Here is a 13,600-nt window from a genome sequence, read left to right on the forward strand (position 1 = left end):
GGCAATGGGCGGCAGCTGCAGCGTCCGCTGGACTTGGACTATCGCCCGCAGGCGGTGCACGACCCGGCTGCGGGCGGTCTGTCGCTGGGCTACGGCTACGACCCGGTCGGTTCGATCACCGAGCTGAAGAACGGCGCAGGTCCGACGGTGCTGGCCAAGTACGCCTACGACACGCTGGGCCGCCTGACCCAGACCCAAGACGGCGCGACCGGCACGCCGATTGAAACCTATGCCTACGACGCCACCGGCAATCGCACCGCGCTGACCACCTCGGCAGGCACCGCCAGCTACACCTACCCCGCAACCAGCCATCGCCTGACTGCGGTGGATGGCGAAGCGCGCACCCATGACGCAGCGGGCAATACCACCAGCATCGGCAGCAAGACCTTCACCTACAGCGATGCCAACCGCATGAACGCGGTGAAGCAGGGCGATGCCGTGCTGGAAAGCTACGGTTACAACCATCGCGGCGAGCGCGTGCTGCGTACTCCAGCCGGTGGCGCAGCTCAGATCACGCTGTACGATGAGGCCGGGCAGTGGCTGGGCAACTACTCGGCCACGGGGCAGGCGCAACAGCAGGCCATCTGGCTGGATAACTACCCGGTGGCGCTGATCAACGTGCCGGGCACCGGCGTGCCGGAACTTGCCTACGTCCAACCAGATCATCTGGGCACACCGCGCGTGGTGATCGATCCGGTACGGAATGTCGCGATCTGGGAGTGGAGCAACAAGAGCGAGGTGTTCGGCAACCAGATTCCGAGTGCCGACCCGGATGGGGATGGTGTGGCGCTCGAGCTGGCGCTGCGATTCCCGGGCCAGCAGGCCACGGATGCGAGTGGGTTGTTCTACAACTACCAGCGGGAATACGACCCGGCGGTGGGGCGGTACTCGCAGAGTGATCCGATCGGTTTGAGAGGCGGAGCTTCAATCTACGCGTACACAGGAAATGATCCGTTAGACTTTGTCGATCCATTAGGACTTCTCCGCTATCACTCGTGGGTCAGCAAGAAGTACCCCGCGACGACGGAATTCTTGAATGGAACGAAAGATCGAATGACCAGTCGCAAATATGATGGATTCCAGCGATACGGAAACATCGGACAGGGGCATCTTGATCAGCTTCTATCGAAATGCGATGGGCCAGTCATTACGCCAAAATACATGAGGCATGACGATGGTAGTTACGCGCCTGGCTCGGGTGAGATATTTATTCATGAGACCTATTTTGACCGCTTCGAATCGGGTGACCGAAGCCCAGAACTCCTGCAGAAGCTGGAAAGAACACTGGAGCACGAGTTGGTTCACTTCTCGGAGTATTTCTGGAACAAAAATCAGTACAAGGGCGAGGAGGGTTGGAGCTATGAAGAGTATGTCTATGGGATCAGAAGGCCTGCTTCACACTAACCTCTTTCGCGTTGGCTTGTGCTTGATAATTGCATTTACCCTATTTGGATGCGCAAAGTCATCCAGTGAAAGAGGTGCTCCGTGTAGTCATGATCCGGTGGCAATCATCCAGGCGGCATCCTCGGATTCAGCGCTTTCTGCATACGGAGGAGATGGATGGGGATCTTCACGGATAAACGTTCTATGGGATGGCGATGAATCGTCATCTTCATTGCCGTTGTGCGAAGCCAACGGCGGGAGATTTCAGTTCGTAAAGTCGTCGTCATATGATCGCACTTCGCCATTCATTGCCATTGAGAAGTTGTACTTTGATGACGATGCTGCTTTCATGGAAATCGGATTCCCTCCGACAGGAAAGAACGCAGATGTGTTCTTGAGAAAAGAGGAAGGAGTATGGCGGGTCAAGAAGACACATCTATGGGAGAACTAGCCCCATCCACATCGGGTCTCTACGTTTGCTCCGTCTGCCCTAGCATCCCGTGCGTCGGACCCGAGCTGATTCTTCTCGAACGCTACCTCCATGATCGCCATTGTTCGGTAGCACACGCCGCATGTGCGGCGTGTGTTCCATAACATCCGCATCGGGCCTGCTTTAATCAGCAGGCCACAGCGCAGCCACCCGGTCCGCCCACTAGCTCGGTATCCGACTAGGTCACGGGGGGCGTGTGGCGTGCGGCAGCTCTCACTGGACGAGAACACTGGTGGGGCCAAGGGACTCAACAGGAAGCAATCAGTACCCATACTCAACTGAACGCCGTGCTCTCCCGGTATCCTCGCCCCCTGGTCAGACCGCGACGGCAGTCAGTGCAGTAGCATCCAAGTATCCTGTGCACGACTGAGCCGCGCTGCCTCGGGTTTCGGTGTAAGTATCGTCTTCGGCCTGCAGCCACAGCCCGCTGCGATCGAAGGCATCGGCCCGCGTACTTTCAGCGTTTGGCACCAGATAAGGACGTTTGGCGTCATACTCGATGCCCGTGATACTCGATGCCCGTGGAGAAGCACCGCAGCGCACTCCCGCCCAGGATCGCACCGTAGTCGGCCAGGGCCAGCGTTCCGTTGTCAGTGCCGGGTAGGTCACGTGTTAGGCCGGTTACCTCGATGCTGCCCATGCGCTGCATCGCCGAGCCGGGTCGGTCGCGCGCCCCCATGGGGCAACCACGCCCCATCCAAGCACCGCTTCCTCACTGGCGTGGTATTTCTCCAACAGTCCATAGATGCACACCAACGGGCTGCTCAGGCTCAGGGAATTGCGTGGGCCGGTGTCGAGCCATAGGCCAAGGAGGATGCCATCAAGCTCGCCATTCAGTACCGGCGCACGGTCATCTTGTTCGAACAGCGGCACCACAGCCGATGGCGGGTGGCGGGCAGTGGCTTGGCGGGGTGACGCTGAGCGCGCGTGCGCCATGGTCGAGGGTGGTGACGAAGCGCAGCAAGTGGCGTAATGGTGCATGGGTTGATGAAGCACGCGGCAACGTCCAGCGCGGGCTGGCGGCGTGCAGGCAACACAGGGGAAGATGGCGCGCCCGGAGGGATTCGAACCCCCGACCAATGGCTTCGGAAGCCACTACTCTATCCGGCTGAGCTACGGGCGCGTTGTAGAACCGCCGCGCCGTCGGCCAGTGCCGGGGCGGGCATCGCAGCGCCATGAAGCGGTGCGGGACCGGCATTCTATCCAGTTTCGCCGAACAAATCTCCCCCCACCGGCAAAGCCCTGCCGGAGGGGCAGGAGTATCCTATCGCCATGGCTGATACCCCCCTCACTTCGCCGCAGTCGCCGGCGACGCCGCGTTGGCGGCATTACTGGAGTCTGATGCGTGCTGATCGCCCGATCGGCACGCTGCTGCTGCTGTGGCCCACCTGGTGGGCGTTGTGGCTGGCTGCTGGCGGCCTGCCGCCGCTGTGGACGCTGTTCGTGTTCACAGCAGGCGTGTGGCTGACCCGCTCGGCCGGTTGCGTCATCAACGACTACGCCGACCGCTGGCTCGACCCGCACGTGGAACGCACCAAGGCGCGTCCGCTGGCCACCGGCGCAATCAGCGGCCGCGCCGCGCTCGCTCTGTTCGCGGTGCTGATGCTGGTGGCGTTCGGCCTGGTGCTGACCCTGAACGGGCTGACCATCGGCCTGAGTTTCATCGGCGTGTTCCTGGCCGCCAGCTACCCATACCTGAAGCGCTACACCCACCTGCCACAGGTCTACCTGGGCATGTCATTCGGCTGGGGCATCCCGATGGCCTTCGCCGCCGTGCAGGGCGAGGTGCCGATGCTGGGCTGGCTGCTGTACGCCGGCAACATCCTGTGGTCCACCGCCTACGACACCTGGTACGCCATGGTCGACCGCGAGGACGACCTGAAGATGGGCTCGCACTCCACCGCGATCCTGTTCGGCGACCTCGACCTGGTCATCCAGGGCGTGCTGTACGCGCTTTTCCTGGCCACCATGGCGCTGGTCGGCGTGCGTGGAGGGTTGGGTGGGTACTACCTGGCCGGTGTGGCCGTGGCTACCGCGCTGGTGGTGTACGAGTTCTGGATCTGCCGCAACCGCGAGCGCGGCCCCTGCTTCAAGGCGTTCCTGCACAACAACTGGGTGGGTGCCGCGCTGTTTGCCGGCATCGCCGTGGATCTGGCACTGCGTTGAGCCCAAGGTGAGGTAGAGCCGGCCGCTGGCCGGCTGCACCCGTGCGCGATCGCGAGATTGCCGGCCAGCGGCCGGCACTACCACCACCCACCACCTGCGACCGTCCCCGGGTCTGGTAGAGCCGGCCGCTGGCCGGCTGCACGACCATCCCAATTGGGAAATTGCCGGCCAGCGGCCGGCGTTACCGCCTTCCACCACCTGCGATGATGCTTGGATCTGGTAGAGCCGGCCGCTGGCCGGCTGCACCCGTGTGCGATCTCGAGGTTGCCGGCCAGCGGCCGGCACTACCGCCACCCACTACCTGCGACCGTCCCCAGATCTGGTAGAGCCGGCCGCTGGCCGGCTGCACCCGTGCACGATCCCAAGGTTGCCGGCCAGCGGCCGGCACTACCCTCCTCCGCGACCTACGACCAATAGGTGGCTGACAGGCCGCACCCCACCGCCCAGAATCGATCCATCGAACCTGGGAGGGTAGGCGATGGCCTCGACGGCAGCAGTACAGGACGGCTGGATGGCGCGCGCAGCGCTGCGCTCGGCCGCCTGGGCGGAAAAGTGGTTCCCCGATGCGTACGTGTTCGCGGTGCTGGGCGTGGTCATCGTCGCGCTGGCCGCGATGGGCTTCGGTTCGACCCCGCAGGCCACCGCCAGCGCCTTCGGTGACGGTTTCTGGAGCCTGATTCCCTTCACCATGCAGATGGCCTTCGTGGTCATCGGTGGCTACGCCGTGGCCACCGCGCCGGTGGTCGCACGCTTCATCGATTTCCTCGCCCGGGTGCCGCGTACCGGCCGCGGTGCGGTGGTGTACGTGGGCCTGGTCAGCATGCTCGCTTCGCTGCTCAGCTGGGGTTTCTCGCTGGTGTTCGGTGGCCTGCTGGTGCGCGCGCTGGCCCGCCGCACCGAACTGCGCATGGACTACCGCGCGGCCGGTGCGTCGGCGTATCTCGGCCTGGGGGCGGTGTGGGCGATGGGGTTGAGTTCCTCGGCCGCACAGCTGCAGGCCAATCCGGCCAGCATGCCGCCGGGCCTGGTCGAGATCACCGGCGTCCTGCCGTTTACCGAAACCATCTTCCTGTGGCAGTCGATCGCACTGACCGCGGTGCTGATCCTGGTCTCGCTGCTGATCGCCTGGTTGACCGCACCGGCCGCCGGCAGTGCCCGTACCGCTGAAGACTTCCCCGGCGCCGCGCAGGCCGAGCCGCAGCCGTTGCAGCGCCGCACGCGCCCGGGCGAATGGCTGGAGTACAGCCCGCTGCTGACCGTGCTGCTCTCGCTGCTGGCGTTCGGCTGGCTGTTCAACGAGTTCGCCAACAAGCCGGTGGTCACCGCCATCGCCAACCTCAACACCTACAACTTCCTGTTCATTTCGCTGGGCCTGCTGCTGCACTGGCGGCCGCGCAGCTTCCTCAACGCGGTGGCCAAGGCGGTGCCCAGCACCACCGGCGTGCTGATCCAGTTCCCGCTGTACGGTGGCATCGCGATGATCCTCACCCACGCTGCCGGTGGCGACGGGCAGACACTGGCGCACCGGCTGTCGAGCCTGTTCGTGCACGTGGCCAGCACCGATACCTTCGCGCTGGTGATGGGCGTTTATTCGGCGGTGCTCGGCTTCTTCGTGCCCTCCGGTGGTGGCAAGTGGATCATCGAGGCGCCGTACGTGATGCAGGCCGCCAACGAACTGAAGGCACACCTGGGCTGGGCGGTGCAGGTCTACAACGCGGCCGAAGCGCTGCCGAACCTGATCAATCCGTTCTGGATGCTGCCGCTGCTGGGCGTACTGGGCCTGAAGGCACGCGACATCGTGGGCTTCACCTTCATCCAGCTGCTGGTGCACATCCCGCTGGTGCTGGGCCTGCTGTGGCTGCTGGGCATGACCCTGGCGTATGTGCCGCCGGTGATGCCCTGAATGCTGGGCTGGCTTGCCTGCGTGAGTTGGGAAGCCAGCCTCCTTCCGCGCGTGTTTCCGGCTGAGAACGCCATGAATGCGCGCCATGCTGACCACTGCATGAGCACATGCCGAACCCGCATGAATTCTTCAGCCGCTTGTGCCACAAGGGCTTCTGCGCGTTCATTCACAGGCGTACACGCAGATGTAGCCGCGCACCCACGCGTGATTAACCATTCGCTGCAGACGATGGCCACGTCCACCGCATTCCGCGAGTGGCTTTGGAGATCGGACATGGCACAGCAGAACCAGAACCCGAACCAGAAGCAGCAGGGCCAGCAGAACCAGCAGGATCAGCAGCAGGGTCGTGGCCGCGACCAGCAGCAGCAACAGCAGCAGGAACAGCAGCAGCGCAACCAGCGCAACCAGCAGCAGGGTGGGCAGGACGAGGAAGAGTGACCTCGCTACCAGCTCCGGTGATGCAAAGCCCCGCCCCGTGCGGGGCTTTGCTTATTCCAGCACGCCGACACGCTGCAGCACCGGCGCTGCCGACATGTCGTTCGGATTGGTGCCGGGCTGATCCTGCGGTACGTCCATGCCCATGCCGCGGTACAGATCCACCCAGTGCTGGGCGATCTCCCCGGTCTGCGGGTTGCGGAAGTTCATCGGCTGCAATGCGAACACGTGGTGCGCACGGAAGGCGCGTTCGATGAAGTCCGAGCAGTAGTAGCTGTCCTCGCTCAACACATACGACGTGTTGTACGGCTTGCCCAGCATCGTGCGCGCGGTGGCGACCGCATCCTTGATGGCCGCCTGCTGCGGCGCGTGCAGGCGATAGACCACGATCTGCCGCTGCTTGGCGCGCGCCTCCTGGCGGAACTCGACCAGCGATTGCCGGCGCGATCCTTTCTCGTCCGCATGCAATACCTCCCAGCCCTTCGGCGTGGAAGCGACCAGGGCGACGTGATCGAAGCTGGGCGCGCCCTGCTTGCCGGTGGCATCGTCGATGGCCGCACTGAGGCCGCTGCGGCCGGCGGTGACAAACAGCAGATCGCCTTCGTGGACATCGACGGCCATCGCCACCGCTGGCCACAGGGCGGGCAGCAGCAGGCCGATCAGGAGCAGGAGGCGATGCATGAGGACTCTCGGACAGGCGGAATGCCGGAATTGTAGGGCGCGCGGTAGCATGGAGCGACCGGACCGGATTCAGGATGAGCCCATGTGTCGATACCGTTCTACCGCACTGCTGATGCTCGCCTGTGGCGTGGTGCTGGTTGCCTGCACGCCTGCGCCGCAGCCGCCGCAGACAGCGGGCGAAGCCGGGCCTGCCGCAGCGGCGCCGGCGATCACTGCCGCCGAGCCCACACCTGTGGCTGCACGCAGTGAATGCCCCCACCCGGAATTCGATACATTCCTGAAGCATTTCGGCAATGAGATCGCGCTGCAGGAAAAGGCTACTGCCGATCCGCTGCTGGACAGTTACATCGATGCAGAGGCCGAGCCGGAACCGCGCAAGGTGGAAAGCCGGTTGGCGCTGGCCGATGTGGAGTGGCCGGTGATGCCCGATCCTGCCGCGTTGGCCGGGCAGGGCCGCGAAATGCAGGTCAGCCTCCTGGCCGACGGGCAGCGGCAGGTGCAGATCCGTATGCCGGACAGCAGCGACCAGCAGACCTACACCTTTGCGCAGACGCCGTGTTGGACACTGGTCAAGCGTGAGGACGAGTCGATCTGAAACCTGATCCGGCACAGGCGCGGCGGGCCAGTGACTGCTAGGCTCGATCCCTGGTCCAGGCAGGGAGACGCCGATGCAGGCTTTCAGGAAGCACGCCACCACCACCGCCATCGCAGCTGTGCTGGCGATAGCCTCCCTCAGCGGCGCCCAGGCACAGTCGGTGCATGCCGATGACCGCGCCTACTTCGCCAATGCCACCGCCGAACAGGCCGCGCGTGACGCACTGGGCAAGCGCGTCGAGGCTCTGCAGCAGGCGTCCACCGTTGCACCCGCGGAACGCTTCCGGCAGGCCGAGGTACTGGAGGCGCAGTGCCTGCGCCATCACAGCTACCTGCACCTGCAGGCCGCCCGCAATGCGCGTGATCAGCGTCCGGCCCAGGCGCTGGACCAGGTGATGGGGCTGTGCAGCCGCATTGCCCGCAGCGGCCGCGCCGCTCTGCGCGAGGCGCCCGCGGATGCGCCATGGGCAGCACCCTATGGCTTCCTGCGCGCACGCGCGTTGAAGGAGGCCGCCGCCCCGGCCAACGCCGCGCTGGATGAGGCCGTGGAGGCACTGGCCGATCCGGCGCTGGACAGCTTCGCGCGCCTGCGTGGGCAGATCCTGCGCAGCGCCGAGTACCCGCAGATCGAGCACGGCGGCCGGCACTGGGACACGGGGCGCGACAGGCAGGCACTGGCCCGGCAGCCCGACCGCGCCCTGCGCGAGGCGGGCTGGAAGGGCTACTGGCAAGGCCTGCAATCGCGCCGTGAGCCGATGGCGTCGGTGCTGCTGGGGCTGGTGCAGGTGAATGACGCCGCGGCACGCCTGCAGGGTGACGGCTCGGCGCCGGCACATGGCTATCAGCGCATGGGCCTGGATACTGCCGCAGTGGATGCAACGCTGGTGGCGATCGAACAGCATGCGGGAGACCGCCGCGCCTATCAGGAGATGCTGCTGCACCACGCTGCGCGATCGGGCATCGACGCGCCGCAGATCTGGGATACCACGGTGCCCGATGCTGGCTACACGCCACCGATGCTGACGCTGGCGCAGCTGCGCGACAACGCCGCCGATGCCATGCAGCACCTGGGCCCGGCGTACGTCGCTGAACTGCGCGCGCTGCTCGATCCGGCCAGCCACCGCATGGATCTGGCCACCGAACGCGGTGACCGCAGCCAGGACGCGTTCTCCGTGAGCGCTCCCGGTGTGCCGGCAATGCTGTTCGTTGGTGTCCGCAGCGGGGACCTGGAAAGCGATGTCGAGATCGCCCATGAAGCTGGCCATGCCGTGCATGGCGAGTGGATGCAGCGGGGTCATGCGTCGCCGCTGCAGCGCAATGGCAGCCAGTGGCTGACCGAGGCGTTCGCGATCTACAACGAGCTGCGCTTCCGCGACCAGCTGTACCAGCAGGCACAGGACCCGCGTGCCAAGGCCTATTACCTGAAGTCGCTGCTGGACGACATGGTGCTGCAGCTGTTCACCTCTTCCGAGGAAGCGCAGCTGGAGCGGTCGATCTACCAGGGCGTTGCCGCTGGCACGCTGGGCACCGCCGATGACCTGGACGCGCTGACCGGGCGGGTGCTCGCACGCTTCGGCCAGCAACCGGAGCGCTACCCGCAGCTGCGCAACGCCTGGATCGGCAAGCGCCTGATGTATGAAGACCCGAACTATCTGGTGAACTACCTGTATGCGGGTCTGCTGGCCGTGCAGTTGTATGTGCAGGACCAGCGCGATCCCGAAGGGTTCCGTGCGCGCTATCTTGCCGTGCTTGGCGAGGGCTTCGATCGCGCGCCGAACGAGCAGGTGGCGCAACTGCTGGGGCACGCGCCTGACTGGGCGGCCCTGGTGGATGCCGATCTCCAGGTGTTCAACCAGACGGCGGCACAGCTGCAGGCGCTGCATGCGCGGATCGAGGCAGGGCAGGGTACGTGAAGATGCTGCGCAGGATGACGTGCACCTGGGCCACGGCATGGCTGTTGATGCTGTTGTGCCTGTTGCCGAGGGTGGTGATGGCCGGTGCTGCAGTCCCTGCGCTGGATGATCCGGTGGTGGACGCCGCCAACGCACTTTCGGCGGATACCCGCGACAAACTGCGCACGCAGGCATTCCAGTTGCAGGCGCGCACCGGCGCGCAGCTGCAGGTGATGGTAGTCAACCATGTTGGCGACGAAGGCATCGAAGCTTACGCACAGCGGGTGTTCGACCAGTGGCAGCTGGGCCGCGAAGGCGTTGACGATGGCGTGCTGCTGCTTGTGGCCGTGCAGGACCGCCGTGTACGCATCCAGACCGGCTACGGCCTGGAGGGCGCGATACCCGATGCCTATGCCGCCCGCATCATCGACAAGGCGATCGTGCCGCGCTTCCGCGATGGCGACCTTGACCAGGGCGTGCTGGACGGAACGAAGATCATAGTGGCGCTGATCGATGGCGAGGACCTACCGGCATGGGAAGAACCATCGATGCGCAACGTGCTGCCGGCCGATTGGCGCAGCGCAGACTCGGTGGTTGCACTGACGCTGCTGGCCGGCTTCCTTGCGGGTCTGTGGCGCTCGCCGCCCTCGGCGCAGGCGCACCCGGAGCGATTGCCGGCCTGGGCCCGCCCGCTGCTCGTCACGGCCGTGGTGGCCGCGGGCGTGCTGGCGGCGGCCATGTGGGCGCCACGCCAGGCACTGGCAGCGCTCTGCATCGTGTTGGCGTTGTGCGTACCGGTGGCGAGCCTGCTTGGCTGGTGCTGGCACCGCAGTCGCGGTGTGCGCGTGGTGCTGCTCGGCATGCTCGGGGTCAGTTCGGGGTTCTTCGTGGTGATGGTGGTGCGTGGCCAGTTGCCACCCAGTCTGGCCCTGCACACGTCGCTGGACCTGGCGGTAGGCATCGTGGCCATGCTGGTGTTCTTCCTCGTACAGGCGTGCCGCGCGCGCTGGCACAAGGACCGCAGCAGCTTCGGGGTGAGGTGCGCAGTGCTGTTGCTGCTGACCGCTGGCTACGTGCTCTTCGCACTGCTGGCCATCGATCGCGCCGGCCCGGTTGCGCGCCTCGCCATGACGATCGGGTGGAGTGCCGGCACGCTCGTGCTGTACTTCGCCTGGATTTTCACCATGCTGCCCGGTGAGAAGGCACGCGGCAGCCGCAGATCATCCGGCGGCCACCGCAGCGCGTCCAGTTCGTCATCCAGCAGTTCGTCGTCGAGCAGCTCCAGCAGCTGGTCCGGAGGCGGCGGCCGCAGCGGCGGAGGCGGCGCGTCGGGCAGCTGGTAGATCAGGTCGCCTGCACACGCCAGCCGAGTGCAGCGTCCTCCACAACGCCCGGGCCGGCCACGTCGCCGACCTGCAGCAACAGCCCCTGCGCATTGGGCAGGTCCTTCTGCTCGGGGAACCAGCGCCGGTCCGCAGCGACCACGATCAGCAGCCCTTCGTCGTCGCCCATCGGCGCGAACTGCGGCGAAGGCGGGCTGATCGGTTGCAGGCCAAACCGCAGGCTGGACTGTTCGCGCACGGCATCGACATCGTGGCTGGGCAGGCCGACCTCGCTCAGGCAGGTCAGTTCGCTGCCGTGGAAGGCGCCCTGATGCGTACTGTCGGGCAAGCGGCGGCGGCCGATCAGTTCCAGGATCAAGCCATCGGGGCCAGTGAAGTACACCGACTGCGATTGCCAGCTGCTTTCCAGCGCGAAGTAATCCAGCCCTGCTGGATTGCGCTGCAGTGGCGTGCGTTCGCGCAGCCAGGTCATTGCCTCGTCGAAGCGGTTGTCCGGTACGTTGAAGGCCAGGTGCACGCCTCCGACCGGACGTCCTTCAGCGGGCTGCAGTTCGATCGTGCTCCAGCCGATGTGCACATGGGGGCCGACCACGCGCTGCTGCAGCACATCGTGGAAGTAGCTGGCCACGGCACCGACATCGGAGACCGGCAGGGTGAGGTGCAGCAGACGCATGATCGTTCCTCCGTGGACGCGACCACTGTAGCGCCGGGCCGCACCCGGCGGCCACTAGCGCAGTGCGTCGGCGAAGAATCGCGTGGCTGCATCCACCGCCTGCCGGTGGGTTTTCGCCCTGGGAACCGACGTGTTGCACAGTCCGGGCAGCCTCTGCCCGCCGACAGCGGTACAGGCCGCCAGGAAGTCGTAGTGACCCACGTCCGGCAGGCGTTGCAGCGTTGCGCGCGGAATCTGCGCCTGTGCGGCCTCACCATTGGTCTCCGGTGGCGCGACGGTGTCTGCGGCCCCCAACATGATCGATACCGGCTGCCGCAACGCGGACAGCTGCGCGGGCGCGAACGCCTGCACGATGGCGGGTGCCAGCAGGAACACGGCACGCACGCCGGGAATCGCGCGCTGTGCGTCAGCCTCGGCGATCCAGGGGGCAAGCGCGGGCGAAGCCGCAGCGGCCCGGCGCGCCTGCATCGTGTGCGTGGCCGCCTCCTGTTGCGGTTGGCAGACGCCGTCATCCGGGTGCGCGGTGCAGAAGGCCAGCAGTCGCTGCAGGCTGGGCCGTGCACCGGCTGCCAGCAGCGCGGTGTAGCCACCGGCCGAGAAGCCGACCACGCCCAGCCGCTCTGGATCGACATGCGGGCCCAGGATCGGATCGGCCTGCACGGCGGCCAACGCAGCGCGCAGATCATCCGCGCGCAGCCAGCTCAGCATGCTGCCGGCCAGCGTCATCTCGTCGGCACCGTTGTTGCCGGGATGATCGACCGCGATCACCAGATAACCGTCCCGCGCCAGCGCCGTGCCCAACCAGCCCATCATGCGTGCGCTGCCGCCGTTACCGTGCGACAGCAGCAGCGTCGGCAGGCGAGCCCCCGCGACGGGAGCATCCACCGCTGCGCGTCCGACCTCGAACAGCGGTGCGTCGGGCGGGCCGATGGTCAGGGCGGTTTCCCGGCTGCCGGCCAGCGCTGGGTACCAGACCGTGTAGCGCAGCGCGTCGTGGTGCTGCCCATCGCGTACAGCCGCGCTGGCCACCGTGGTGGCGCCGTGGCGCTCGCCGGCCGCCTGCGTCTCGCTGCCCTCGGCGATGGCAGTGGAGACCATGAGGATCATTCCCAGCACAGCGGCCATCATGCGCATCTTCAGTTCCTTGTCAGTTGGGACGTTCGTCGACTGGCAACCAGATCTCCACGCCGCCGTTGCCGGTGTGCTCGTCGAAGCGGGTGTCGTAGCGCTCCAGATCGGGTGCATTGGCCAGGCTGAGGCCAGAGCCGGGCAGGTAATGATCCAGCAGCCAGAACCAGGTCGAGCGGATGGCCGAGATGTGCCCGCCGTGCCAGGCCACAAGATAGCGGCGCGCCGGCACGTCCACCCGTTGCCAGTGCGCCGGCACGGTCGGCAGCGCGCTGGCGGGCAGTGCGGCAATGTAATCGAAGCCGCCATCGTCGTCGCTGTTGCAGCACACACCGAAGCTGATCGGAGCGGGCGTCGGCCATTCGCGGTTGAGCTGCGCCCATTGGCCGGGAATTGCACCGCCACTGTCGCGGGTATGCCGCATGCCGATGCCCGCCACCTGGAAAGCGGGCGTGTCGAGCAGTCGCGGCGCCTCACCGCAGGGCGCCGGCGCATCGTCCACGCGGATCGCCTGTACCAGCGCCAGGCCATCGGTGCCCTGTTCGCGTACCCGTTCCGGCGTCTGCCCGAACTGTTCGTTGAAGGCGCGGGTGAACGCGGCATGGGTGGTATAGCCGGCTCCCAGCGCGACCTGCAGGATATCCCCCGCCCCGTCGGCCAACCGCTGCGCCGCAGCGGTCAGGCGCCGTCCCCGCAGGTAGCGCACCACCGAGGTGCCAGTGCGGGCCTGGAACAGGCGTGACAGATGGAACGGCGACAGCCCCGCTGCAGCGGCGATATCGGCCAGCGCCAAGGGCTGGTCCGCATGGGTTTCGATGTACCACAACGCCTTGCCTGCCGCGCTCATCCTGCCGTTCCCCGGATCCGATGCCGGCACAGTAGCGGATCGGCAGGCGCGGCGTTTAGCAGTTC

General features: G+C 66.1%; 11 protein-coding genes and 1 tRNA gene. 7 read left to right on the forward strand and 5 right to left on the reverse strand.

The window, feature by feature from the left end:
• A partial coding sequence (locus AC5P78_RS19790; RefSeq protein ID WP_495217332.1) for an RHS repeat-associated core domain-containing protein occupies positions 1–1,404 on the forward strand: 1,404 nt, incomplete at its 5' end.
• A gap of 1,515 nt (positions 1,405–2,919) precedes the next feature.
• Here the strand turns inward: AC5P78_RS19790 and AC5P78_RS19795 are convergent.
• Positions 2,920–2,996, reverse strand: a tRNA-Arg gene (locus AC5P78_RS19795).
• 149 nt (positions 2,997–3,145) lie between these two features.
• Here AC5P78_RS19795 and ubiA point away from each other — a divergent pair.
• The 3 genes from ubiA to AC5P78_RS19810 all read left to right on the forward strand — a co-directional run bounded on the left by ubiA (position 3,146) and on the right by AC5P78_RS19810 (position 6,380).
• On the forward strand, positions 3,146–4,039 hold the full coding sequence (ubiA, locus tag AC5P78_RS19800) for a 4-hydroxybenzoate octaprenyltransferase (RefSeq protein WP_005411493.1): 894 nt from the start codon (positions 3,146–3,148) through the stop codon (positions 4,037–4,039).
• Positions 4,040–4,517: 478 nt separating this feature from the next.
• The gene (locus AC5P78_RS19805) at positions 4,518–5,942 is read left to right on the forward strand and encodes a short-chain fatty acid transporter (protein ID WP_005414775.1); all 1,425 of its coding nucleotides are present in this window, start codon (positions 4,518–4,520) and stop codon (positions 5,940–5,942) included.
• 273 nt (positions 5,943–6,215) lie between these two features.
• Entirely contained in the window at positions 6,216–6,380 is a 165-nt protein-coding gene (locus AC5P78_RS19810; RefSeq protein ID WP_005414774.1) for a hypothetical protein, read from the forward strand.
• A 51-nt stretch (positions 6,381–6,431) separates the two neighbouring features.
• Here the strand turns inward: AC5P78_RS19810 and AC5P78_RS19815 are convergent, their stop codons facing one another.
• The gene (locus AC5P78_RS19815; RefSeq protein ID WP_024957999.1) at positions 6,432–7,058 is read right to left on the reverse strand and encodes a YiiX/YebB-like N1pC/P60 family cysteine hydrolase; all 627 of its coding nucleotides are present in this window, start codon (positions 7,056–7,058) and stop codon (positions 6,432–6,434) included.
• An 82-nt stretch (positions 7,059–7,140) separates the two neighbouring features.
• Here AC5P78_RS19815 and AC5P78_RS19820 point away from each other — a divergent pair, with 82 nt between their 5' ends.
• The 3 genes from AC5P78_RS19820 (at position 7,141) to AC5P78_RS19830 (ending at position 10,887) form a co-directional block, all read left to right on the forward strand.
• Entirely contained in the window at positions 7,141–7,653 is a 513-nt protein-coding gene (locus AC5P78_RS19820) for a hypothetical protein (RefSeq protein ID WP_049417727.1), read from the forward strand.
• Between the two features lie 73 nt (positions 7,654–7,726).
• A complete protein-coding gene (locus AC5P78_RS19825; RefSeq protein ID WP_049417725.1) occupies positions 7,727–9,565 on the forward strand; it encodes a M3 family metallopeptidase in 1,839 nt (612 codons plus the stop codon).
• A 2-nt stretch (positions 9,566–9,567) separates the two neighbouring features.
• On the forward strand, positions 9,568–10,887 hold the full coding sequence (locus AC5P78_RS19830; protein WP_049417723.1) for a TPM domain-containing protein: 1,320 nt from the start codon (positions 9,568–9,570) through the stop codon (positions 10,885–10,887).
• A 1-nt stretch (position 10,888) separates the two neighbouring features.
• On the opposite strand, the gene AC5P78_RS19835 is transcribed toward AC5P78_RS19830, so the two are convergent.
• From AC5P78_RS19835 to AC5P78_RS19845, 3 genes are read right to left on the reverse strand one after another with little or no spacing between them, the layout of a single operon-like run.
• Entirely contained in the window at positions 10,889–11,560 is a 672-nt protein-coding gene (locus AC5P78_RS19835) for a VOC family protein (protein WP_049417722.1), read from the reverse strand.
• A gap of 54 nt (positions 11,561–11,614) precedes the next feature.
• A complete protein-coding gene (locus AC5P78_RS19840) occupies positions 11,615–12,694 on the reverse strand; it encodes an alpha/beta hydrolase family protein (protein WP_033833736.1) in 1,080 nt (359 codons plus the stop codon).
• A gap of 13 nt (positions 12,695–12,707) precedes the next feature.
• Positions 12,708–13,535, reverse strand: coding sequence for an AraC family transcriptional regulator (locus AC5P78_RS19845; protein ID WP_049417720.1), 828 nt, complete (start codon positions 13,533–13,535; stop codon positions 12,708–12,710).
• Positions 13,536–13,600: the final 65 nt, after the last annotated feature.

Source organism: Stenotrophomonas sp. YJH_SMC_133 (assembly GCF_059370655.1).

Coding starts and splice junctions, on each gene's coding strand:
- AC5P78_RS19825 (WP_049417725.1), top strand. CDS start 7,727: ATGCAGGCTTTCAGGAAGCACGCCACCACCACCGCCATCGCAGCTGTG.
- AC5P78_RS19815 (WP_024957999.1), bottom strand. CDS start 7,058: ATGCATCGCCTCCTGCTCCTGATCGGCCTGCTGCTGCCCGCCCTGTGG.
- AC5P78_RS19810 (WP_005414774.1), top strand. CDS start 6,216: ATGGCACAGCAGAACCAGAACCCGAACCAGAAGCAGCAGGGCCAGCAG.
- AC5P78_RS19820 (WP_049417727.1), top strand. CDS start 7,141: ATGTGTCGATACCGTTCTACCGCACTGCTGATGCTCGCCTGTGGCGTG.
- ubiA (WP_005411493.1), top strand. CDS start 3,146: ATGGCTGATACCCCCCTCACTTCGCCGCAGTCGCCGGCGACGCCGCGT.
- AC5P78_RS19845 (WP_049417720.1), bottom strand. CDS start 13,535: ATGAGCGCGGCAGGCAAGGCGTTGTGGTACATCGAAACCCATGCGGAC.
- AC5P78_RS19835 (WP_049417722.1), bottom strand. CDS start 11,560: ATGCGTCTGCTGCACCTCACCCTGCCGGTCTCCGATGTCGGTGCCGTG.
- AC5P78_RS19840 (WP_033833736.1), bottom strand. CDS start 12,694: ATGCGCATGATGGCCGCTGTGCTGGGAATGATCCTCATGGTCTCCACT.
- AC5P78_RS19830 (WP_049417723.1), top strand. CDS start 9,568: ATGCTGCGCAGGATGACGTGCACCTGGGCCACGGCATGGCTGTTGATG.
- AC5P78_RS19805 (WP_005414775.1), top strand. CDS start 4,518: ATGGCCTCGACGGCAGCAGTACAGGACGGCTGGATGGCGCGCGCAGCG.